22 protein-coding genes are annotated in these 23,849 nt (G+C 47.4%); 13 read left to right on the forward strand and 9 right to left on the reverse strand.

The annotated features are described in order from the left end of the window. The first annotated feature begins 256 nt into the window (after positions 1 to 256). Positions 257 to 904, forward strand: coding sequence for a TetR/AcrR family transcriptional regulator (locus IFO68_RS00440; RefSeq protein ID WP_192013692.1), 648 nt, complete (start codon positions 257 to 259; stop codon positions 902 to 904). Here IFO68_RS00440 and IFO68_RS00445 read toward each other — a convergent pair. Further along, positions 894 to 1,055, reverse strand: a complete 162-nt coding sequence (locus tag IFO68_RS00445) for a hypothetical protein (RefSeq protein WP_192013694.1) — start codon at positions 1,053 to 1,055, stop codon at positions 894 to 896. The genes IFO68_RS00440 and IFO68_RS00445 overlap by 11 nt on opposite strands. Positions 1,056 to 1,386: 331 nt before the next feature. On the opposite strand from IFO68_RS00445, the gene IFO68_RS00450 reads away from it, so the two are divergent. Further along, positions 1,387 to 2,484, forward strand: a complete 1,098-nt coding sequence (locus IFO68_RS00450; protein WP_192013696.1) for an outer membrane protein transport protein — start codon at positions 1,387 to 1,389, stop codon at positions 2,482 to 2,484. 95 nt (positions 2,485 to 2,579) lie between these two features. Here the strand turns inward: IFO68_RS00450 and nagZ are convergent, their stop codons facing one another. Further along, positions 2,580 to 3,584: a beta-N-acetylhexosaminidase gene (gene nagZ / locus IFO68_RS00455; RefSeq protein ID WP_192013698.1), complete on the reverse strand. Its 1,005-nt coding sequence runs from the start codon at positions 3,582 to 3,584 to the stop codon at positions 2,580 to 2,582. 273 nt (positions 3,585 to 3,857) lie between these two features. Between nagZ and IFO68_RS00460 the strand changes: the two genes are divergently transcribed. Beyond that, a complete protein-coding gene (locus IFO68_RS00460; protein ID WP_192013700.1) occupies positions 3,858 to 4,367 on the forward strand; it encodes a DUF1097 domain-containing protein in 510 nt (169 codons plus the stop codon). 4 nt (positions 4,368 to 4,371) lie between these two features. Here the strand turns inward: IFO68_RS00460 and IFO68_RS00465 are convergent, their stop codons facing one another. Further along, positions 4,372 to 5,310: a precorrin-2 dehydrogenase/sirohydrochlorin ferrochelatase family protein gene (locus IFO68_RS00465; RefSeq protein WP_192013702.1), complete on the reverse strand. Its 939-nt coding sequence runs from the start codon at positions 5,308 to 5,310 to the stop codon at positions 4,372 to 4,374. 258 nt (positions 5,311 to 5,568) lie between these two features. Here IFO68_RS00465 and sseA point away from each other — a divergent pair, with 258 nt between their 5' ends. After that, positions 5,569 to 6,423 (forward strand): 3-mercaptopyruvate sulfurtransferase, encoded by an 855-nt coding sequence (sseA, locus tag IFO68_RS00470; RefSeq protein WP_192013704.1) that lies wholly within the window; start codon positions 5,569 to 5,571, stop codon positions 6,421 to 6,423. A 51-nt stretch (positions 6,424 to 6,474) separates the two neighbouring features. Here sseA and IFO68_RS00475 read toward each other — a convergent pair whose 3' ends face one another. After that, complete coding sequence (locus tag IFO68_RS00475) at positions 6,475 to 7,293, reverse strand: phosphate ABC transporter substrate-binding protein (protein WP_192013706.1); 819 nt, start codon at positions 7,291 to 7,293, stop codon at positions 6,475 to 6,477. Between the two features lie 81 nt (positions 7,294 to 7,374). Further along, positions 7,375 to 8,241, reverse strand: coding sequence for a GGDEF domain-containing protein (locus IFO68_RS00480; RefSeq protein WP_192013708.1), 867 nt, complete (start codon positions 8,239 to 8,241; stop codon positions 7,375 to 7,377). Positions 8,242 to 8,570: 329 nt separating this feature from the next. Here IFO68_RS00480 and IFO68_RS00485 point away from each other — a divergent pair, with 329 nt between their 5' ends. From IFO68_RS00485 to IFO68_RS00520, 8 genes are all read left to right on the forward strand, one after another. After that, positions 8,571 to 10,208, forward strand: coding sequence for an ATPase RavA domain-containing protein (locus IFO68_RS00485; protein WP_192013710.1), 1,638 nt, complete (start codon positions 8,571 to 8,573; stop codon positions 10,206 to 10,208). A 13-nt stretch (positions 10,209 to 10,221) separates the two neighbouring features. Further along, positions 10,222 to 11,676, forward strand: a complete 1,455-nt coding sequence (gene viaA / locus IFO68_RS00490) for an ATPase RavA stimulator ViaA (protein ID WP_192013712.1) — start codon at positions 10,222 to 10,224, stop codon at positions 11,674 to 11,676. Between the two features lie 155 nt (positions 11,677 to 11,831). Further along, positions 11,832 to 13,226, forward strand: coding sequence for an NfeD family protein (locus IFO68_RS00495; RefSeq protein WP_192013714.1), 1,395 nt, complete (start codon positions 11,832 to 11,834; stop codon positions 13,224 to 13,226). A 3-nt stretch (positions 13,227 to 13,229) separates the two neighbouring features. Then, a complete protein-coding gene (locus tag IFO68_RS00500; RefSeq protein ID WP_192013716.1) occupies positions 13,230 to 13,991 on the forward strand; it encodes a slipin family protein in 762 nt (253 codons plus the stop codon). Between the two features lie 228 nt (positions 13,992 to 14,219). Next, positions 14,220 to 14,702: a DUF3015 domain-containing protein gene (locus IFO68_RS00505; protein WP_192013718.1), complete on the forward strand. Its 483-nt coding sequence runs from the start codon at positions 14,220 to 14,222 to the stop codon at positions 14,700 to 14,702. Between the two features lie 119 nt (positions 14,703 to 14,821). Next, a complete protein-coding gene (locus tag IFO68_RS00510) occupies positions 14,822 to 16,669 on the forward strand; it encodes an Lnb N-terminal periplasmic domain-containing protein (RefSeq protein ID WP_192013719.1) in 1,848 nt (615 codons plus the stop codon). A 283-nt stretch (positions 16,670 to 16,952) separates the two neighbouring features. After that, on the forward strand, positions 16,953 to 17,924 hold the full coding sequence (locus tag IFO68_RS00515) for a calcium/sodium antiporter (RefSeq protein WP_192013721.1): 972 nt from the start codon (positions 16,953 to 16,955) through the stop codon (positions 17,922 to 17,924). A gap of 280 nt (positions 17,925 to 18,204) precedes the next feature. Further along, on the forward strand, positions 18,205 to 20,745 hold the full coding sequence (locus tag IFO68_RS00520) for an Ig-like domain-containing protein (protein ID WP_192013723.1): 2,541 nt from the start codon (positions 18,205 to 18,207) through the stop codon (positions 20,743 to 20,745). Positions 20,746 to 20,840: 95 nt separating this feature from the next. Here the strand turns inward: IFO68_RS00520 and IFO68_RS00525 are convergent, their stop codons facing one another. Further along, positions 20,841 to 21,776 carry a universal stress protein gene (locus IFO68_RS00525; RefSeq protein WP_192013725.1) on the reverse strand — a complete coding sequence of 312 codons (936 nt, stop codon included), beginning with the start codon at positions 21,774 to 21,776 and terminating at the stop codon, positions 20,841 to 20,843. 220 nt (positions 21,777 to 21,996) lie between these two features. On the opposite strand from IFO68_RS00525, the gene IFO68_RS00530 reads away from it, so the two are divergent. Continuing rightward, a complete protein-coding gene (locus IFO68_RS00530) occupies positions 21,997 to 22,191 on the forward strand; it encodes a hypothetical protein (protein WP_192013727.1) in 195 nt (64 codons plus the stop codon). 5 nt (positions 22,192 to 22,196) lie between these two features. On the opposite strand, the gene IFO68_RS00535 is transcribed toward IFO68_RS00530, so the two are convergent. From IFO68_RS00535 to IFO68_RS00545, 3 genes are all read right to left on the reverse strand, one after another. Next, positions 22,197 to 23,150, reverse strand: coding sequence for a YeiH family protein (locus IFO68_RS00535; RefSeq protein WP_192013729.1), 954 nt, complete (start codon positions 23,148 to 23,150; stop codon positions 22,197 to 22,199). A gap of 127 nt (positions 23,151 to 23,277) precedes the next feature. Continuing rightward, complete coding sequence (locus tag IFO68_RS00540; RefSeq protein WP_192013731.1) at positions 23,278 to 23,601, reverse strand: YdbL family probable chaperone protein; 324 nt, start codon at positions 23,599 to 23,601, stop codon at positions 23,278 to 23,280. A gap of 18 nt (positions 23,602 to 23,619) precedes the next feature. Next, positions 23,620 to 23,835 (reverse strand): YnbE family lipoprotein, encoded by a 216-nt coding sequence (locus IFO68_RS00545; protein ID WP_081669195.1) that lies wholly within the window; start codon positions 23,833 to 23,835, stop codon positions 23,620 to 23,622. Positions 23,836 to 23,849 lie beyond the last annotated feature (14 nt).

Consider the following 23,849-nt stretch of genomic DNA (forward strand, 5'->3'; position numbering starts at 1 on the left):
ACGCCTACTTACACATCAATCCCTGAGCACTGCTCGGGGATTTTTTTTACACATTATAAGGCATTAAAGCAGGCAATTAACTGTACGAAAATTCATCTGTCTGGTTACAAATGTTTGTCAGTGAGAAGCTCTGGGCTGGTAAGTGTGGGCATGCAGACCAAAAGTGAAACACTGGAGTTTATGTAATGAAGTGTTTTCGATATTATTGCCATGAATGCAAACTTTTACTTTTCATAAACATCAAGGATAAGTCGAGATGGCAGCTAGTTCTCGAAAAACAACAAAGGGAGAGCTTACCCGACAAAAAATCATTGAAGCAACATTGGATTTGATTGCGACGACAGGCTTAAACAGTTTGTCACACCGGAATATTGCCAATGCTGCTCAGGTTCGGTTATCACTTACCAGTTATTACTTTGAAAGCATGGATCATTTGATTCTGAGCGCATTTGAAGAGTTTGCCCAGCGAGAAGTGAAACAGATTGAATGGATTCAGGAACAGGTGGACACGATACTCAGGGAATACCTGATAAAGGGAGCTTCCGGGGATCGTGAGTCATGTGTTCTGCAGCTAACCGAATTGTTAACACAGTACATTTCGACGGAGTTGACAGATGAGACGCGCAGAAAGCAGCTGACAATTCGCTGCCATTTCCTGTTTGCTCTCGGGCAGTCTGAGATGCTGGTCAAGCGAGTCAGTGAGTATAAATTACAAGTGCTGAGCCTGATCAAAAAGACGGCTGAACTGATAGGCAGTCCGTATCCGGAAATTGATGCCAATCTGGTCATTTTTACCTTCAGGGAGTTTGAGTTTGCTTTGGTCAGTGGTGATCAAAACTTCAATCAGGAAATTGTTTCTAAAACCCTAAAGCGATTATTGTCGACACTTATTGCTACTGAATAACTCTAACTTTTGAACTGATTTTTTTCATTTCCTTTACCTTCTTCTTTTTCGTAGCTTGACCTATAACAGCCGCTGTGTGTGACAACACAGCGGCTTCTTCGCTGAACTCCGCATTGTTACTGGCTTCATCAATCTGAATTGTTTGAATCATAGTCACATCTCGTTGAGATGATTTTGTGATCAATCAGTACTTATTTAAAATAATCGGACGTATGACCTATTTTGTGTGGACGTTCAGCTTTGATTCAGATAACCTCGTTTCGAAACAAAATAATAACGAAGTGTTAACAATGTTGTTGAGAACTTCGAAGATGAAACGACAACGGATGTCTCGTCTCACCGGAAATAGATAGCAGGGTTGTTGCTAACCGTTTTTGCTCATGACTGCCTTAAGAGCAGTTCAAGCAGGTTAGCAATAGGGGGAATAACCCTTGTTATCACACTGTGGTGAGCACGGGTTCACATGTAGAGGTATTCGAACAATGAAGCTGAAGTATCAATCAATACTCATCGCAATTTTGTCAGCAACGAGCTTTTATTCTCATGGTGCGGCCTATGAGTTTGGACGCTATAGCTACAGTAATTTGTACAGCCCCGATGATAAGGTGGCGGCGTCGTATTCCTATTTTAACTATGACATTCAGGGTAACCACCCTACCTTTGGTAGCACTGGTGATATCTTCAACGATACTCACTATGTCCAGGGTGCAGTAAATTACTTTTTTACTGATAACTTTTCAGGAAATGCGCAGTATTATCTTTCAAATAATATTGATACTCAGCACACGAGCGGTTTTTGGCAAGGCTCTAGCGCTAATGTAAAAACCCGGACCGTAGCCTTAACGGGCAAGTACCAAATTACCCCTTCATTTTCAGCTTTCGCTGGCCCTACCATCAATCAAACTGAAATTAATGCGAAGTTTAACACCAACATGAATGGTGGTTTTGGTGGTTTAGATTTGGATCTGGGTGATGACATAGGTTTCGGTTATACAGTGGGTGCGTCTTACCACATCCCTAAAATCGCGTTACGCGCTACTGTAGCGTATCAGTCAGCGGTTGAGCACTCGTTTGATACGACCGAATCCGGTGCCTTAATTGTGAATAAAACAGGGGGTAAGGCAAGCTCAGTATCAAGCCAGGCGGAAATTGAACTACCAGAAACCATAGATTTTGATTTCCAGACGGGGGTTGCCGAGAATACATTACTGACTTTTTCTACTCACTGGCGCAGATGGAGCGAGCATGTGATAAAAACTCAGGTGCGCGGAGAAGTCGTTACCTTTGATCGCGACAGTGTCACTTATGCGCTGGGACTGGCTCGCCAATTTACGCCATCCTTTGGTGGTGGTATCGAACTGAATTATGCCGAAGGAGCCGGTGAGGGTAATCTGAATCCTCTGGCGCCAGGAAACGGTGCAAAGGGTGTGCAGGTAGGAGGCAAGTATTCCTTTGGCAACACCTCGCTGTTTGGGGCTGCTCAGTACAAAATGGTCAAAGACGGTAAAGATATTTCCGGCACTATCTATCAAGATAACAGCCTTTATGGCCTGACAGTCGGGGTTGAACACAAGTTTTAACTCAGCGGCATGTCCTGTCGCGATAACAACGCCCGGTCTTCCGGGCGTTTGTGTTCAGGTAAGCGGAATGGGACGCCAGACAGTTAAAAAAACCACTAGTGCGATTTTTCCTGCCATTCTTGTTGCAGTCGACGAATGGCTTCAGAGCGCTGCTTCCATTCAGCCGTTCTTACCATCTCTGCATACTGTGCAAATGGCTTTTTGAGTAAGTTATTAAGCACGGGAGCCTGGGTTTGCGGCAATGCTTCAAGTGCCTCGATTGCTCCGCTGCGGTTATTACATAACATCACCATATCGCAGCCAGCTTGCAGAGAAGCAACAGCACGATCGCCGTAGGAGCCCAGTACATCAGCACCTTTCATGTTCAGATCATCTGAAAAGACAACCCCTTTAAAATTAAGCTGTTGCCGAAGCACCTTCTTTAACCAGTATTCAGAGCCGCTGGCGGGTTTATCGTCGTAGGAAGGATAAATCACATGGGCTGGCATCATGGCATCCAGTAATTGTTCCTCGATTAATGCTTTGAATACCGACATATCACGAACGGCAATATCATGGCGCTGATCAACAGGGGTTTCATGATGCGAATCTGCGATAACGCCACCGTGTCCGGGGAAATGTTTACCTGTTGCCGCCATTCCCGCCTCTTTCATACCGCGTATAAACTCACTGGCAAATTGAATGATTTGTTCGGGCTGATCTGAAAACGCACGGTCTCCAATGGCTTTACAGTCAAAGCCGATATCCAATACAGGTGCCAGGCTGAGATCGATATCCATAGCCAGTAATTCTGCAGCCATCAACCAACCCCCCTGACGGGCAAGGTTGACGCCATTGTCGGCCGCTGCAAATGCCCGGGCAGGAGGCAGTAAAGTAAAACCCTCACGAAAGCGTTGGACTCGTCCGCCTTCCTGATCCACCGCAATGATCAAAGGACGTTTTGCTGCCTGACGAATGGATTGTGTCAGAGCAAACAGTTGCTCTCTGTCGTGGTAGTTGCGGGCGAAAAAAATGACTCCGCCTACTGTGGGGTGTTGAAGAATTTCACGCTCTTCGGCATCAAGTTCGAAACCTGACACATCTAGCATTAAAGGCCCCATGGTGGCACTCCGTTTTGACTGCATCTCAGAAGAAACATAGGTTTTAGAAAGCATTAAGTTATCACAAGCTGATCAGAGTCAAAACCGCATTTTGCTGATTGAATCTGGCGTCAGTTAGCTGATTACTGTGTCATTGTTCACTGTGCAAAACATTGTGTTTCATTTATTTCATTTAATGTGTGATTTTCGTCAATTTATTGAACGAGCAGAGTGATTAGACTTCTTCCTTCATTGCATCGAAGATATCACGTTAGCGTTTTCAGAGGTCTTAACATGTCAGCATTAATCGCTATAGCAATAACAACCGGTTTGTTATCTGGTCTGTGGGGCTGGGTAGCTGTTTCACTTGGATTGTTGAGCTGGGGCGGATTTCTGGGGTGTACCACTTATTTTGCGGCACCTCAGGATGGCTTAAAGGGCATGGGCATCAGTATGGCGACCAATTTGAGTGGTGTCGCCTGGGCAATGCTGATCATTCACGGCTCAACATGGATAGGAATGGAGCTGTTCGGCTATATTGCAACCGGTATTGTTTCATTTCTGATGTGTGTGCAGGCAAAGCGCGAGTGGCTGAGCTTTATTCCGGGGACATTTATCGGCTGTTGTGCGACATTTGCTGCGGCGGGTAACTGGCAACTGGTCATCCCTTCGCTGATGCTCGGGGTAGTGTTTGGTTATGCGATGAAAACATCCGGTTTGTGGTTGAAGGCGCAAAGTGAAAAACGCGCGCAGAAGGCAGCGTTTAAGTCTGAACTTACACCCGCCGCTGCCTCTACAAAATAAATGGTTACAGTGAGGGAAGTACCTCCCCCTTGTGCTGCTGACAAAAAGCAGAAAGTGATGCAGAAGTCCTTCCTTTTCTGACCAGAATACAGACGCGCACAGCCTGGCTGAGCAGGGCATCCGCTTTTTGTAACAGATTCTCCTCACTGCAAGCTTCGCGATCAGCATCTCTGCGGCAAAGATCAATGAAACCAGCCTGACTCGCTTCATCGGTGTAAAGCACCATTTCGGCCTGCTGCATCAGTCGCAACGCTTTCAATGTCAGCATTTCAACATCTGTGCCGGTTTCTACAACACATACCGTCCCTGTTGCCTGATTGTTTTGAGCCAGTAACTGGACAAAAGCCGCTTCAAGTACCTCAACTGACTGGGCATTTTCTACCTGAGGCAAGCGGAAAAATTGCTCCCAAAAGTGTCTTCGTTTATCGACGGTATCGTAATGTAGTTTCAGGCGGTTTCTTTGTTTTCCAGCGAAATCTGCCAGAAGAGACAAGTTTTGCGCGAGCTGGGTTTCCAGCTTTTCTCTGAGGTAACGTACGAGTACCGGTGAAGCGCCACCACTGGATATGGCCACCTGAATGGGGGAACGATCTATCATGGATGGGGTAATGAAATCGCAGTGGGCAGGATCGTCGACGGCATTGACCCAAATTTTCTTCTGTTGGGCATCACGAAAGATACGCTTATTCAGCTCGCGATCGTCTGTCGTTGTCCACACCTGATAATAGCCCCCCAGACTTCCCGGCTGGTAAGACTCTGCCAGCCAGCGCAGTTTTTGCTGGCTGGCCAGTTTTTGTAAGGCAGGATGCAGGCGTGGTGATATCAGTGTGATTGCCGCTCCGGCCCGTAATAAAAGATCGACTTTACGGCAGGCAACTTCTCCGCCACCTATGACCAGTACTGGTTTGTTATGTAATTGGGTGAAGACCGGGAAATAGTCCATATTCGCGTCCTTGCAATAAATCAGAAAAGTGCTGGCACCGAGTTCAGGGACATTAACCCGATGAACAATCGGATTCAAGATCAGCCTGCTTGTGTTTGCTGTGGCAAGTGGCTGGATTACAGAGAAAAAGGTTTAGTCTGGCCGTATAACCTGCTATCACTATCACAATATAAAGTTGATAACCGAAATGACTGTGATGAATATGGTTATCTGGTTTAACACAAACAGCTGAATTTCATAGGGATAGGTGATTAGGGTATGACAAAGAATTCATTACCGTCGTCTGTTGTCAGTGCTGACTGGTTGCTGGAACATGCCGATGCGGGAAATATCGTGATACTGGATGCGAGCTGGTTCATGCCGGGCAGTGGCCGTGATGCCAGGGCTGAGTGGGAGAGTGAACGCATTCCAGGTGCTGTTTTTTTCGATTTCGATAAAGAGATATGCGATAAGGCATCCAGCCTGCCGCATATGTTACCCGGTGCAGAGCAGTTTGCCAGCCAAGTGTCGGAATTAGGCATCAGCAACAAAGACACTCTCGTTGTTTATGATTCTCACGGACTGTTCTCATCTCCGCGCGTATGGTGGATGTTTAAAGTGATGGGGCATGACAAGGTCGCGGTGCTGGATGGCGGATTACCCGCCTGGAAATCGGTTGGAGGCTCGTTAGAATCGGGTGTTGTAACTGAAGTGCCTGAAAAAGGGCAATTTTTTGCCAATCTCAGATCTGAATGGGTGATTGATGCCCAGGCATTGATGGAAAAATTAGCCGACCCTCAGGTTGTGGTGCTGGATGCACGCCCGGCAGCGCGTTTTTATGCCCAGCAGCCAGAGCCGAGAGAAGGCATACGCAGTGGTCATATGCCAAATGCTAAAAGCCTCCCGTTTGGTCAGTTGGTGAAAGACGGTAGGTTAGCGTCGCAATCAATACTGAAACAACGTTTTGATGCATTCTCAGAACAAGATCAACAACTGATTTTCAGTTGTGGGTCTGGGGTTACGGCATGCATTCTTGCTCTTGCAGCTGATGTAGCAGGCCGGAAAAATCTGACTGTCTATGACGGTTCCTGGACGGAATGGGGCGCAGGCATGAAATACCCGGTGGTGTCCTGATCGAGCTTTGGCTTACCTGAGTGATCAGGTAAGCCAGAGAGTGTGTATTGTTTAATGCACAACGGGAATGTAACCGCGATCATGCAGTAATTTCTGGCTGTTTTCAGACAGGAGATAATTGAGGAAGTCACGACCATCTGATGTGAGCTTTTTGCTTTTATAAAGCATGATGAAAGGTCGGGAGATTTGATACTGTCCAGACTCCAGGTTTGTCAGGCTGGGTGATACACCTTCGAAATCCAGTGGTTTTACTGAATCATCAACTGAGCCAAGTGACAGATAGCCAATGGCGTGTCTGTTTCTGGCAATCAGGCTTTTCACCATGCCATTGGTGTTAACCACCAGCGCTTTCGCATTGATATCTGAGACGCTTTTATCACCGATAGTACGTGTCAGACCCATAAAATCTTCGAAAGAAAATCGTGAACCAGAAGCGTTCTCTCTGCTGACAACTGCAATGGGGAGGTCATCGCCACCAACTTGTTTCCAGTTGGTGATAGTCCCCTGATAAATCCCCATAACCTGTTCTTTGGTCAGGGTGTCAATCGGGTTGTTTTTGTTGACGACCAGTGCGATACCATCATGAGCAATTAATGTGGTCGATACATCCGGACGTATTTCATCCTCCTTTAGAAATCGCGAACTCATTCCAAGCTCAGCGGCCTCTTGTTTGACGGCAGAAATACCCGCAGATGACCCAGTCCCTTGCACAGCAATGGAAGCATCGGAATGTTGCTGCTCATATTGTTCAGCTAATACTTCAAGTATATGACTGACAGAAGTCGAACCGGATACGGTAACGGTTTTGGCATTAGCCTGAATGGGGAATAGGGCGATAACGGCTAATAAAGAAGCCAGGCGAAGCAACATTGCGTCTCTCCAAATTTGAACTACAGGGGTAGCCGCTATGGTATGACGAGGATATGACAAAATTGTGAATCTGAATCGAAGTTACTCGACACGACTTTTTTGTTCTTTTTCCTGATACATGGCGGTATCTGCTTTAGCGAGCAGTAAGTCAGGATCGCTGAGGTTACCAGGATGAAACGGAACAAGGCCGACACTGATGCCTAATTTGAACGTATCTCTAAGATCTTGAGTTTGCTCATAGAGCTGGTCAAGCCATTCCTGGCTTTGACATTGGTCTTCGCTGGGCAATAGAACAATGAATTCATCACCCCCTATGCGATATACCTGACTACCGGTAGGCGAATGCCTGAAGATAATGTTGGCTATTTCAATCAGTACCAGATCTCCCTGGCGGTGACCAAGACGGTCATTAACCTGTTTGAAGTTGTCTATATCAATGTAAGCCATAATGCCGCGATTAAGGTTAATCGCCATATGATCAAATCGTCTGAAAAGTGAGCGCCTGTTCTGCAGTCTGGTCAGATCGTCTTGCAAGGCCTGTCGGCTGAGTTCCAGTTCCAGTTGACGGGATTTAGCAATTTGCTGCCTGAGTTTTTGTATTAACTCGCGGCGTTGATGTAAGAGTTTAATGAAACAGAAACACAGTAAAAAAACACCAATATTGCTGAATACATCATCGGTGCGTGTCAGCAACCAATGATTTGCAAGTTCCGGAATATCATCAAGAAGATCTGCAATTACACCAATCCCGTAGGTACAGGCAGACAGAAGTAATAAAAACTTCATTTCTTTACTGGCGACTTCGCGAACCAGCAGGATAATCAGCACCAATGTCAGGCTTGAAGTAACGGCATCCAGGTTACCTTGCATGGGGATAAAGGTGGTTATCAGCACCCCAAAACATACAAAAATTGTCAGCCTGACAGGCAATTGAGAGATCTTTTTCATAATTGACTAAAATATTATCACGATGATTTGTGTTGAGGTAGCGCTATGTAGTAACAAATCGAGACATAGTCCGCATCCCTCAACATGCATCGCAATCCATTACATTCTGTGATCTTGTGCTCATTCTGAGTGCATCAAAAGTGAAATCAATGATTGATCTATGTTGGTTGCCTACCCAGTTTGATATACCCTGTTTGTAACAAAGTATGTATGTTAACATACTTGTAACAATGTGTTTTTTACGGCTATTCTGTGGCTAGAATGAGATTTTTCAGCTCCACCCATTTCATTTCTACATCAGACCTTTTTGCCTCGAGGAAATGACCAATATGCTATCTATGGCGGCCAATAGTCTACCCAATAAAGCGCTGCTTGCTGAGCGGGTAGAAAAACTTATCCAGGCTCTGTCAAACGGGGTCTATGAAAGAGAGCATACCATTCGACTCTGTTTGTTGGCGGCACTGTCTGGTGAGAGTGTCTTCCTGCTTGGCCCTCCCGGAATAGCAAAGAGCCTGATTGCTAAGCGACTGATTGAAGCCTTTGATGGCAGCCGCTTCTTTGACTATCTGATGACACGTTTTTCGACCCCGGAAGAAGTGTTCGGACCTCTATCGATTCAGGAACTGAAAGACCACGGTAAATATGTTCGTTTGGTTGATGGCTACTTACCCACAGCGGAAGTCGTTTTCCTGGATGAAATCTGGAAAGCGGGCCCTGCCATTTTGAATACATTACTGACTGTTGTTAACGAACGGACATTTAAAAATGGTCAGGACACGCTGAACGTACCAATGCGTTTGCTGATTACGGCATCCAACGAATTACCGGATGAAGACAGCGGTCTGGAAGCTTTGTACGACCGTATGCTGGTTCGTGTTTTCGTCAATCGCATACAGGAAAAACAAAATTTCAAAGCCATGTTACTGGGTGAAGGCCCAGAGATGGCGAGTTTGCCTGCCGAGCTCAAAATCAAGGAAGAAGAATATCAGCAATGGCAGACATTGATCGATCATATCCAGCTTGATGAGGCGACATTCGAAACCATTTACCAGCTGAAATCCATGATCGAGGAGAAAGTCGAATCGGGCAGCAGCGAGCTTTACATCTCAGACCGGCGATGGAAGAAATCGGTCAGGCTGCTCAAAGCCAGTGCTTTCTTTAATGGCCGTGACAGTATTAATCCGCTTGATTTGCTGTTGCTGCAGGAGTGTTTGTGGCACAGCCCGGAATCCAGACAGGATATCCGGGAGCTTTTACGCGACTTTGCCGTCAACCAGGTTTTCGGACAGCAAGCAGCAACTCAGCAGGCTGATACGGCGCAGCACCAGATAGAGGAAGTCCACCAGGCTGTTGCCGGCAAGCTTTGTGTGATATTCGGACATGACACGCTGATGGGCAAGGAAAGATACAAGTACGATTTTTCCGGCGCCAAGCGGTACACGGTCAACAACAATCCGCGCATGATCAAGCTGGTGATGCTGCAGCATAATCCTTCCGTTTCTGAACAGGAAACCGGCGATAGCCGCTGGGTGTATGTGGATGGGGATGAGTTCGAGAAAAAGATCAAAGCAGGGCAGTGCGATATCTATGGTTTTGTTAATAAGAATACGCATTTATGCCGGCTGCATTTTGAGATTGATGCCACAGACCGCCTGGTGATCAAAGATATTGCGAACCGGAATGTGCTGGTCGGCATGGCCGGAGATTACGGCGTCAGCCAGGAACAGTTGGTTGGCTGGCAGCAGAAAGTCGAGCAAGCTACGGATGCGATCAGCGAGGCGGCGCATTTACTGAAACTGGCACGGAGCCGTTTTCACGGGGCATTGCCGCACAACTTCGTTGACCCTGAATTTCCGGTGCTGATCGAACAAAGTCTGGCTACTGCAAGTGATGAGATTGCGACAATTCAGCGGCATTTAGACAAAAGTGCCATGCGTTTAACCCGCCTGACTGAATACTTCGCATAACTGGGAGGAGACGATGCCAGTCACCGAAGGTATTAACCTGGCTCTGATGCTGACTGAGTCGGGTATCATTGAAAATGCAGTGAACGAGCTGATGACCCGGCCACAGCTGATGATGGCTGCGGACTCCAGTCCGGGAATTAAGTCGTCTATGAAGTTGCAGGTCGGTAAGTGGCGCAGCTATGTACAGCATCGCATCGCAAAAGTGGATGTGGCCGATCGGTTCAGTCAGGAACTGGCCTTATACCAAAAGGTTCGGCAATGGTCTGCGGACACTTTTATGGACAATGCTGAACAGGTAGTCAGTGAACTTGAAACGACGTCCGGCTTTTATTTTAAAGCGCGCCGATTGCTCGACCATGATCAGAAGAAACATAACCCTATGTTCCACAGCTACTTTTGTCATCAGTGGTATGAACATTTGCAGGTAGCACTCAAGAAAGCGCAGGAATCTGAGTTAGAGCATCATAAAGAAGCACTGTTGAAAGACCTGTATCAGCGCATTGAAACCATGCAGCAAATGGAAAAAGTCGATGAAGCAGGCGACGAAAAACGCGCTGGCCGGCTTTGGGATATGGCGAAAGCCAAACTGACCAAAACGGATGTGGAGCGGTTAAAATCTATCGCAAGATTTCTTCAAAAAAATAATGAAATTCAGGAGATTGCCGACAAGCTAGGCCGGATGGCTAACGAGGTCGATGATCCGAGTCAGGCCAGAGTTCAGACGGAAGAGCTGAAAATGGTCGAAGAGAAGAGTGACAACGTCACCGATGATATTGTCGGCGTGCATCCCAGTGATGATCTGGCGCGCTTACTGCCTAACGAGGCAATGTTTCTAGCCTATCCTGAGCTGGAGGTGGTGTTCTACAAACACCTTGTTGATAAGCGTTTAATGAATTACAGAATGCAGGGTGCCCAGCGCAAACTGCGTAAAGTGAAAGCCTACAGGAAGCAAAGTAAACAAGTCGAACAGGACAAAGGGCCGTTTATTGTTTGCATTGATGCTTCTGGCTCAATGTCCGGCTACCCTGAACAGTGCGCGAAAGCGTTGGCTTACGGATTGATGCAGATTGCACTTGCCGATGACAGAGACTGTTATGTCATGCTGTTTTCTACCCAGCACATCACGTATGAGCTGACCCGGCAGGATGGTTTGAGTGAAGTGTTAAATTTCCTTTCTTATTCTTTTCATGGCGGCACAGATTTAACGCCTGTGTTGGATCAGTCCTTGATGCTGATGAGTGGCGATAAGTATAAAAATGCGGATCTCATTGTGCTGTCCGATTTTATTGCGCCGTCGCAATCGCCGGAGATGCAGGAGCGGGTAGCTAAACTGAAAGAGCATAAGAATCGATTCCATGCCGTTTGTCTGTCACGGTATGGCAACCCGGCTTTGATGGACATGTTTGATACGCACTGGTCTCACCATCCCTCGGCGCTTGGCCGACTATTCTCTCGTCATATTCCCTGAGTCGCCCGCCGCTGTGCAGGGTGTCATGGCTCTGTACAGCGATCAATCCTGCACCGAATTCTGTGCGCTATGCTTAAGGTGGTGGATAACCAACGCCTAAGAGTTCAGGTTTTCCTATCTGGTTCAGTCTGGTACACCTACTGGGAGCATGCGTCATGAAGCTGTTTTCCATTCTGACATTATGGCTGGCTGCGCTTTGGCCAATGTGTTCTCAGGCATCCGATGTATGGTTAATTGATATCAACGGCGGGATCGGACCTGCAGTCAGTGATTTTGTCTCGCGTGAAATTAATCATGCTCAGGAAGAACAGGCTGCGCTTATCGTGCTAAAGATGGACACACCTGGCGGTTTAGATACCTCTATGCGGGAAATCATTCGCGCTATCACAACATCTCCGGTTGCAGTGGCAACCTGGGTTGGCCCATCGGGTGCCAGAGCGGCGAGCGCCGGAACCTATATTCTCTATGCCAGTCATATTGCTGCGATGGCACCGGGCACAAACCTTGGTGCAGCTACCCCAGTATCTCTGACCGGTGGGTCGCCAGGCGGGAAAAAAGACAATCCTTTTGATGACTCTGATGAACAGGAACCGGCTGGAAAAGCTGACGCGGCTAAACAGTCTGAAGAGGGTACACAGTCAGGTAAGGAAGTAAAAGCCGAAACAGCCATGGAGAAGAAAGTCATCAATGATGCGGCTGCGTATATCACCAGCCTGGCTAAATTGCATGGCAGAAATGAAGTCTGGGCAGAGAAAGCCGTTCGGGAAGCGGCAAGTTTAGATGCCGAAGGGGCATTGCAAGAAAATGTCATCGATTTTATGGCAACAGATCTTGATGATCTGGTTAGTCAGATTAATGGCCGTACCGTGCTTATAAACGGGGTACAACAGACTTTATCACTTGAGAATGTTGCATATGTAGAGCGTGAACAGGACTGGCGGTTTAAGTTTCTGGCGGTCATTACCAATCCGAACGTGGCCTACATACTCATGCTGATAGGCATCTATGGCTTATTGTTAGAATTTTACAACCCCGGGGTTGGGTTACCTGGCGTACTCGGCGGTATTTGTCTGATTCTGGCTATGTATTCGCTGCAACTCTTGCCTGTCAGTTATGCGGGGCTGGGATTGATTATCCTGGGGATCATTCTGATGGTGGCAGAAGGCTTTAGCCCCAGCTTTGGCATATTGGGTCTGGGCGGTATCGTTTCTTTTGTTATAGGGTCAGTCATGTTAATGGATACCGAAGAACCAGGGTATCAAATTGCCGTCCCTTTGATCGTGGGTCTGACAGCCACTTCCGCGCTGTTTACCTTTGTCATTCTTACCTTATTGCTAAAAACCCGCCGTAAACCTGTTTCAACCGGGGTAGAAATGCTCCTTGGCGATCACGGTAAAGTGGTCAGTGGCTTTCCCGGAGAGGGGCGGGTGCTGGTAGAAGGCGAAATCTGGCAAGCCCGCAGTGATACGCCGTTGCGGGTGGGTCAGGAAATTGTCGTTAAGCAAGTCGAAGGCTTGTGTTTGCATGTTGCGGCCAAAGAGAAGGAATAAACCATGATTACGTATTCCCTGGCAACCATCGTTGTGCTGGTACTCGTGCTGATTATCAGCATGTTCAGAGTGCTGCGTGAGTATGAGCGTGCCGTCGTCTTTCTGTTGGGGCGCTTTTATGAAGTAAAAGGGCCTGGGTTGATCATCATTATCCCAATCATTCAACAAATGGTTCGGGTTGACCTGAGAACAATTGTGCTTGATGTGCCAACTCAGGATCTGATCACCAAAGACAATGTATCGGTTAAGGTCAATGCTGTGGTTTACTTTCGGGTTATTGACCCCAAAATGGCGATCATCAATGTCGAAAATTATCTTGAAGCCACCAGCCAGCTGTCCCAGACAACATTACGATCAGTACTTGGTCAGCATGAGTTAGATGAATTACTGTCGGCAAGAGATGAACTGAATAAAGATTTGCAGGGCATTCTTGATATGCACACCGATAACTGGGGCATAAAGATAGCCAATGTTGAAATCAAGCATGTTGATCTGGATGACAGCATGGTGCGTGCATTAGCTCGTCAGGCAGAGGCCGAACGTTCACGTCGTGCAAAAGTTATTCATGCTACGGGTGAGCTGGAAGCCTCTAAAAAGTTGATGGAGGCCGCCGAAGTGCTGAATAAAGCCCCGAATGCGATTCAACTTCGTTACCTGCAGACATTGACTGAGATTGCCAATGACAGGACATCAACCATAGTATTCCCTTTACCTATCGACTTAGTCGATAAAGTTAAAAATATTGTTAATAGGAATAATGAGTGAGTTTCTGAACAATAATAACGATATTGCGTTAAGCGACTTCGCCCAGATTGGTTATTTTTAACTCAACTAAAATGGGCGGGTTTTTTAAAAAGTGGATTTTGAGCTAAGAAAATGTAAACAAATAACTTTTTGCCCTGTATAAATTGAAATATAGCTTTAAGTTGTTATGATTTTGGACGCATAAAAATGATGCAAGCAATTTGTGTTAATTAAGTCTAAGGAATAACAATGAAAAAAGTATTTGCAGTGGCAGTTTTCGCGGGCATGATGCCTTTCTCTCAAGCAATGGCTGACCAAGATATCGGTTGTGGTCTGGGCTCTATGGTATTTGCTGGTCAAGAAGGCAAAGTATTTAAAGTACTGGGTGCGACAACGAACGGTACTTCAGGTAACCAAACTTTCGGTATCACTTTCGGCACACTGGGTTGTGACGGCAACGGCGTGATTACTTCTCAAGAAAAACTGGCTATGTTTATCGACGGTAACATGGACAATCTGGCTCGTGATATCGCACGTGGCGAAGGTGAAACGCTGGCAACTCTGACTGACGTTTGGGGCATGAGCGATGAAGCAAAAGCGGAATTTAACGCAACTGCTCGTAACAACTATGCGTCTATCTTCGCTTCTGAAAATGTTACTTCTACAGATGTTCTGGCTAACCTGAACACTATGGTTGCTGATCAGAATACGCTGGCCGCTTACGCACTGTAATTTATTACAGGTGTGAACCGCTCAGATACAGCGCCAAAAGGCGCTGTATCTTTTTCTAATCTGGTGCTTTGTTTATTCAATGTGCTTGACTGAACCTATTTGATCCCATCGATGATTTCATGAAGTTCTGGCTATCTCTGCTTCCTCTCAGCGTTTTCAGCAGCACCGCTTTTGCGTATACCCAGCAAGATCTGGTGCATCTTTCCACCTCTGATTATTGGCATACCCTGGGGCATTATCAGCCCGGACTGACCGGCTCGTTCACAAGCCTGGTCGATTCGCCTTCTTTCTTTGTCAGTCCGCAGGGAAAAGATGATCCTCTGGCCGAGCTTAATGCCACCGTCGAAGGATTTGAACGCGAAGCGAAACAGTCCGATAGCTCACCCAATGACCAGAGTTTGAGCTGCCGGTATCCGGCCCGTTTCCATTGGTTAAAACAAAAATTACATACAGATTGGCCAGTAGCCGTCTGCCCTGAGCAGACTCTCTGGAAGCAGGCGCTGAATCCCAAGGGGCTGACACTGGTCTTCCCGACAGCATTTATGAACAGCCCATCGTCTATGTTCGGGCATACTTTGCTGCGTGTTGATGCTAAAGATCAGAATCGAAACCGCGAATTAGTGGCCTTTGCAATCAATTTTGCCGCCACGCCGGAGAGTAATGACAATGCGTTTCTGTACGCAGCAAAAGGGCTGTTCGGGAATTACCCCGGCACGTTCAGTGTCATGCCGTATTACAGAAAAGTACGTGAGTACAACGATTTAGAATCAAGAGATATTTGGGAGTATGCGTTAAATCTGGATGAGGAAGAAGTTCAGCAGGTGCTGCGCCATCTCTGGGAAATGAACGGTGTTGAATTTGACTACTATTTCATCGATGAGAATTGTTCCTATCAGCTGCTGGCACTGCTTGAAGCGGGCAGGGAAGGGCTGGATCTGACATCCGGTTTTGATTACCGGGCAATTCCATCAGACACAGTCAAAGTGCTCAGAGAGAACGGACTGATTGAGGTTCCCAAATACCGGGCTTCTTTTGGTACACGTTTAATGCACTATGCTGAGCAATTGGATGATCAACAACTGTTGGCCGCGCGGGCTGCCATGACGGGCCAGTATCCGACTGAAGGATCATTGAGCGAACGGGCTGCCATTCTGGAAATGGCCTATGAGTGGCTCAACTTTGAGTTTTATGATCAGGCGCTCGCCCGGGAAGACACTGCGCCTCATCTACAAAAATTGTTGATTGCCAGAAGCAAGCTGAATACCTCATCGCCATTTTCTGAACCCGCAAAACCTGCCATGTCGCCTGATGAAGGCCACAATTCAAGCCGGTTAGGATTGGGATATCGTTACAGCAATCATAACGCCGATCAGGCGTTGCTGGAATGGCGAGTGGCCTATCATGATTTACTGGATAACGCTGGCGGTTACATTCCGGGGGCACAGATCAGCTTTTTCGACCTGCAATTAGGGGTTGATCAAGATGGCGATGTGGATCTTAACCAGCTTTACCTGCTCGATGCCATGTCACTGGCGCCTGATTATCGGGTATTTGACTCCTTATCCTGGAATATCCGTGCCGGCTATGATCGACAGCCAGATACTCGCGGTTTGACTGGCCGATACTTCATGCAGGGCGGGTACGGTAAATCCTGGGGAGATGCTAACCGTTTACACGCTTATGCGTTACTCTCTTCTGAGCTGAATTATTTTGATGCTCAGGGTGAAAACCTGTCGTTGGGTTTGGGGATGGAGTCGGGCTTGGTCTGGCAGGCTAACGAAGAGCACAAACTGGCCTTGTCCGCACAGGGGCTGTACCAGTGGGATGCTATGCGCTGGCGTACGGAATCACAGGCAAGTTGGCACTGGGCGCTTAGCCAGCAGTTGGGATTACGCACCGAAGTTACCTATCAGCAGTGGCAACGTGATGAACTGTCCTCCACATTGCGGTTCTTTGTCTATCTGTGATTGCCTTTCGTGATGATGCCTTGCGGTTGTTTGCCGCAGGGTGTTTTACGGGCAGTCAGATCGTTCTTCTTTGATTGATTCACCGCATGTTTCTGCACTCGGTATGCGGTGAGCCGGACTGTGAGATTTATCAGTGTAATGTGATAATTTTGCTACCATAAAACACGTAAACCCATTATTCTTGGCGCCGCTTGATTCCCGTGTTACTGAATGCGTTCGTATAACCTGTTTTTTACTCATTTTTGAACGTTATTTTCTGTTAAACATTGGGATGTACATACACATGATCACCGCATCAATAGCCATATTGTTGGGCTTTGCTCTTTTAGTCTGGAGTGCAGATAAATTTGTCGACGGGGCTGCTGCCAGTGCCGGCTATCTGGGGATGCCACCACTGTTAATCGGTATGGTTATTGTGGGCTTCGGTACTTCCGCACCAGAAATGGTTGTATCGGCTATGGCATCCATCGACGGTAAACCTGAGCTGGCTTTGGGTAATGCTCTTGGATCCAATATTGTCAATATCGGGCTTATTCTGGGTATTACGGCAATCATTGCGCCTATCGCCGTCCAGTCGAACATCATCAGAAAAGAGCTTCCACTACTTATACTTATCGGTATCCTTGCAGGTATTTTGCTCTGGGATGGCGAGTTAACACGCGTTGAAGCGGTTGTCTTGCTGATTGGATTTTTTGGCTTGATTGGCTGGTCTATTTATTCTGCTCTGAAAGGTAAAGGCGATACGCTGGAGTCAGAGACGGCAAACGAGCTGAAAGCCAACAACATGCCTTTAAAGAAAGCCGTGATGTGGCTGCTTATTGGTCTGGTGCTTTTGGTGGTGAGTTCCCGAATTCTGGTTTGGGGCGCGGTGACCATTGCTCAGTCACTTGGTGTCAGTGATCTTATTATTGGTCTGACTATTGTTGCTCTTGGCACTTCACTGCCAGAACTGGCGGCTTCTGTGGCTGCTGCACGTAAAGGTGAACACGATATCGCTATTGGTAATGTTGTCGGTTCAAATATGTTCAATATACTGGCAGTTATTGGTATCGCTGGTGTTATTTCTCCGATCAGCGGCATTGGCGTTGAAGTGTTTGCTCGCGACTGGGCCGTCATGATGGGACTGACCGTAGCCCTGGTTGTGATGTGCATGGGCTTCCGGGGGCCGGGCCGCATCAACCGCTTTGAAGGTTTGTTGCTACTGATTGCCATCGTCGCCTATAACTTATTTTTATTCAGCACTGTAGCTGGCTGATTATTTTACAGGTAGCAAAAAGAGAGGGGGCGATTAAGCCCCCTTGGTTTTTCTTCTATCGACTTTCCCGTCAAAAGTGATCTTTCTTCGGTCTTTCTGCATTGATTTTGTATGCGCTACTCTGAAAATGAGAGTTCACAGAGGATTGTATTCAATACTCTTTTGTCTTATTTATCATTACTTAAAAAGTCGTCCATGATTGGTTTGGATAATTTTCTATCTGAACCAAGTAAGTATCTCTTTGGGAAAATCTTCATTTGAGAGAATAAGGACGCTAACAATGCGAAAAACCCTCATTCATACAGCAATTGCATTGGTATTGGTGAGCCCAGTATCGGCCTATGCGATTGACTGTACAGCTTTTCCAGTCTGGGCAAGTGGAACTCCGTATAATGGAGGGGCACAAGTACAGCATCTTAATAACGCCTATCAGGCAAATTGGTGGAACCAGAATAAGGATCCTGTTCAGTATTCTGATCCTTACGAAGAATGGTCTTTGCTGGGTGTGTGTGATGCTCCTGGCGGTAATCAGCCCCCGACAGTGACTTTGACGTCACCATTGAATAATGCTCAGTTTGGTGTCAATGAAGCCATTTCTTTGACCGCCAATGCGGCGGACAGTGATGGGCAGTTGGTTGACGTCACGTTTAAAGTGGACGGCAATACTGTGGGTATTGATGATACCGCCCCGTATTCAGTGCCGTGGATTACGGTTGAAGGTAGTCATTCTGTCACTGTAGTGGCGACTGATGATAAAGGGGCGAGCCGAACCGATTCCGTGACTATCACTGTGGTGGCAGAAGGTAACAACCAGCCCCCAAGTGTGGCATTGACGAATCCGACGACTGTATCACAAATCAAAGAAGGTGACGTTGTCACCCTTAGTGCTGATGCAACGGATCAGGACGGTACAGTGGCTTCCGTTGAGTTTTATGTTGATGACCAACTGGTGGGAACTGCAACTTCCTCACCTTTTGAGTCTGTCTGGTCTGCCACCGCGGGCAGCCACGAATTTAAGTCAAAAGCCACAGACGATAATGGTGCGGTAACCTGGAGCTCAGTCGTTACTGTCGCGGTTTCAGGTGCTACTGGTGGCGGATGTGCTGGCGTACCTGTTTATCAGGCTGGCACCAGTTACCAGGTAGGTGATCTGGTCCAAAGTGCAAATTACAAATATAGCTGTGATGTGGCTGGCTGGTGTTCGTCTGAATCGGCCTGGGCATACGAACCGGGAACCGGTCTTTATTGGACCGACGCCTGGACTGAGCAGGGGATATGTGCGGTTGTGCCGACAGTCACCTTTAGCTCTCCGGCCGACAATGCAACAGTGTTAAATAGTGACGTTGTCACGCTGGCGGTGGATGCAACAGATGCTGACGGCTCCGTGTCGCAAGTGGAATTTTTTGCGGCTGGACAAAGCTTAGGCATCGATACCTCAGCGCCCTACAGTGTTACTTGGACTGCGACGGGAACAGGGGCTGTCAGTTTGTCGGCTGTGGCAACAGATAATGAAGGCAATCAGGGCAGTGCGGGCGTTTTGGTCAATGTCAGTGACGAGCCATTGGTTGTCACCCTGACGTCACCGGCATCCGGCACTTCTGTTGGCTTAGGTAAGGCTGTTGTTGTGTCTGCAGATGCGGCATCACTGAACAGCACAGTGAACAGTGTTGATTTCCTGGTTAATGGTGCAGTGATCGCCACGGACTCTACCTCACCATACAGCACCCACTGGACGCCAGGCGCTGTGGGTAATTACACAGTCTCTGCGAGGGCAACAGATGCAACCGGACTGGCCGTTACATCTGCCGCCTCTACCGTCAAGGTGCTTCAGCAGTCTGTAAAAACCCATAAGCTGATTGGTTATTGGCATAACTTTGTCAATGGCGCGGGTTGTCCTATCAACCTTAGCGAGATGTCAGACGCATGGGATATCATCGATATTGCCTTTGCGGAGAACGATCGCAACAGTACGGGCACTGTCCATTTCAATTTGTACAGTGGTGATATTCACAGCAGCTGCCCGGCACTGGATCCCCAGAAATTCAAGCAGGATATGGCCGTACTTCAGGCCCAGGGTAAGAAATTCGTCTTGTCTCTTGGTGGCGCCGAAGGAACCATCACCCTCAATACGGATTCTGATGAACAGCATTTTGTCAGCAGTCTGACTGCGTTGATCAACGAATGGGGATTTGACGGGCTGGACATTGACCTTGAGAGCGGATCCAATCTGGTTCACGGCTCTCAGATTCAGGCCCGTCTGCCTCGCGCGCTGAAGCAGATTGAAGTGAATATGGGCGGTGATATGTACCTGACCATGGCTCCTGAACATCCGTATGTTCAGGGAGGTATGGTGGCGTATTCCGGTATCTGGGGCGCTTACATTCCACTGATTAATGCACTGCGAGATACCTTGGATCTTCTGCATGTGCAGTTATATAACAATGGTGGTTTGCCGAACCCATATCTGCCAGGTGCGGCACCAGAAGGCTCAGTGGACATGATGGTGGCACAGTCCAAAATGCTGATCGAGGGATTCACGTTAGCCAATGGCGAGCAGTTTGCGCCACTGCGTGATGATCAGGTCGCCATCGGTCTGCCGTCCGGTCCCAGCTCTGCTAACTCAGGCCAGGCACCGACTCAGAACATTCTGGATGCGTTAGACTGCCTGACCATCGGTACGCATTGCCAGACTGTGGTTCCGGCGTTTAATTACAGTAATTATGCCGGGGTCATGACCTGGTCAATTAACTGGGATAAACACGACGGTTATAACTTCTCCGGTCCGGTTGGTGCGAAACTGGATGCGATGAACGCGCAGTAAAAAGCTTTTTATAACCATTAAGACATACGGGTTGCCGCTGGCAGCCCGTATTTTTTTGTCATACCTGAATCGTTCTCCATACCGGCAATGCTTGCTTAGTAGGCTTTTACGTCTGTCACAAACCCCTTGGGCTTGAGGGCAAGAATGGAGCATTTAGTATTCTGGATGATGTCTTCGGCAGTATTTCCCATGATAAAACCGGGTATGCCAGATCTGGCAACTGTTCCCATAATCAATAACTCAATGCCTTCGCTTTCAATGATGCCGGGGATGCACTTCTGAGGAAGACCTTTGGGGTGGAATTCTTTCACTGGCCCGCCAATGCCAGATAGCGTGATCAGTGCTTTCAGTCCATTAATATGTTTTTGTTCCGCTTCTTTGATGGATTGCTGAAGTTCTTGCTCAGGGACATGAATAAACGGGTTACCGGCAATTTCTTCGTACGGGAAATCCCAGCAGGAAATGATATTCAGACTTCCGTCACAACTGTCTGCCAGTGATCGGGACAACTGAAGCAGCATCAGATCAAGATCTGTCTCTTCCCTGCTATCGTTTTCAGCATCAATCGCAACGGCAACATGGACCTTCTTCTGCGCATGCGTAATGGGACGGCATAGCCAGACCGGACAGGGGCATTGCCTGAGTAGTTCCATATCAATGGCTTTCAACCCAGTCTCGCTTTGATTGAAATTGGCGGATTTCAGCACCAGATCGTAACTGTCTCTGAGCACATGTTGAATGACGAGTGTGGAGGGCGTTTTGCTGCTTTCCGCCAGAATGACGGGCATAACAGATTGTTCAGACAGAGACAGCGCTGACGTCGTCTGCGCAATCTGCAGTTTGGTACTTTCAATGAGTGCTTGTTCCCAATTGGCCTGGTAACTCCCCAGCGTTTCAGGTAGCTCAGGGTAAATAATCAACACGGTGAGGTTACAGTGGTGATTATTTGACAGGCTCAATGCCTGTTTTAATCCATCTGATTCATCCTGCACACCATCACTGATAAAGAGCAAGTTTTCAAATCGACGCATAAGCATGATCTCCGGTGCTTACAGAGGTGTATTGTTAGCCTAGACCAAAGTGCCGGGGTTGAGTGCATCAGGTTGATAATAACCAGCGGTATAAAAATCGTGCTTTAACTACTTACGGTTATAACGAAACCTGCTTTCTTAGTGTGATTAGGTATTTTTATCTGCAGTGGTGCTTAAACAATAATGAGCATCAGGAAAGATAAAAGTAGTAATGACTTAGATGGATAAGACAAAGAAATGGGTAGCTCTGGTGTTGCTGCTGACATTAGGCGCAACAATGACGACAGGTGGTTGGAGCGCTTTGCTGAGTCTGATGGCTTTTTCGCTGCTTTTTTATCTGGTTGCCAGAAGAGCCTGGACTGTGAAAAGCCAAAGCAGCGAACAAGAGACGGCACCGCAATGGGATACCGACTAAGCCATTCAGGCCGCCCCGAGCAATATAGCAAGTAATGAACCCAGGCCAATAATTAACCACAGCAACATACCCAGTAACAGCGGTTTAAAGCCTGCCGCACGCAGTTTTTGTACCGTAATTCCCGCCCCAATCATAAATAAACACACCACCAACAGGCGTTTCGAGAGTGCGAAGATCCCCTGATACAGCTCAGAGAATTGGGGGAGCCAGTGTGCCGTCAGCATAGCGACACAATAGAAGATGATGAACATTGGCACGGTTAGCTTTTTCTCTTTCCCCCGAAATATCAGAGCACTGAGAAACGCGAGCGGGATAATCCACAAGGCTCTGGCTAACTTAAGCGTGGTGGCTGTTTTTAACGCTTCGTCGCCATAAGCCCCTGCCGCACCAACCACTGAAGAGGTGTCATGAATGGCAATGGCAGCCCAGACACCAAACTCATGTTGCGTCATATCCAGCAGATGGCCAACAGAGGGAAACAAGAAGAGAGCTGCTGAGTTCAGTATAAAAACCGTCGCCAGTGCCAGCGAGGTCTGATGGCTGTTAGCGCTGATTGCCGGAGAAACAGCCGCGATTGCGCTACCGCCGCAAATGGCTGTTCCGGATGCAATCAGATGACCGGTTTTGCTGTCTATCTTCAGCCATCGGGTGAGTAACCATCCCATGACTAAAGTCACGACAATGGAAGCCACAATGAGCCCTAAACCTGCTTTGCTCGCTGCAATGGCGACATCAAGCTGAATGCCAAATCCCAGACCGATGATCGCCAATGACAGCAATTTCTTTGTGATGGTGGCGACAGGAATATCTGCAGGGACAAACCCTAAGGTAGCGAGCGAGAAACCCAGAATCAGCGCCACAGGGGAGTTAATGAATGGCATCAGGCAAATCAGCGCACCCAGCCAGAATAGAGGATAGCGCGTTAACTGTTGTTTCAGTAAGGCATGTTGGAACAGCATCTTTCTACAGCACACAGAAAATGAGAGCTGAAGTATACCTCTTCTTGGTAGTGAATATGACTGAAAATTTCAGTCGTTAAGACGTGTTATCTCTGGATGGTGACTGAATGGCGAGCAGAAAATATGTTTACTTTTTGACCCACAGGCCACTTGGGCTCTGATAAAAATGGCCGCTTTCGGTTTTTTCTATCGCTTTTTTGTACGCGAGTCGGCTTACTTCGGGCAATGTCAGCCCGTGTGATACGGCGATACGCTGGTAACTTTCTTTTCGTTCACTGTTAACAATTTGAATCAGCTGGCGTACTTCTGCTGAAGGTGACGGTGCCAAAGCGGCTATGTAGCCATTGTTGGCTTCACCGACTAAGCCTTGTGCTTTTGCTTGTTGTAAATCGAGAGCAAAAGCATGTGCACAAAACAGCAACATAGCCAGGTAAGTCAGTATGCGTTTCATAACAGGCGCTCCGCCTTGTCAGAAGACATCATCGTCACTGAAAAGATCATCGATTTCCTTATCCACTTTAATCCTGATTTCATGTTCAATTTTCACGTTCAGATTGACTTCTATAGGCTTGTCAGATGCGGCAACCTGTACAGTAGGTGTACATCCGACCAAACCAGAAGTCATTAATAAGAATATCACTGCTAAACAGCCTGTCATACAGTAATACTTAAACTGAATATCCATGGGCGTCGACCTTT

Origin of the sequence: Photobacterium arenosum (genome assembly GCF_014841115.1) — a bacterium.
GTDB classification, from domain to species: Bacteria; Pseudomonadota; Gammaproteobacteria; order Enterobacterales; family Vibrionaceae; genus Photobacterium; species Photobacterium arenosum.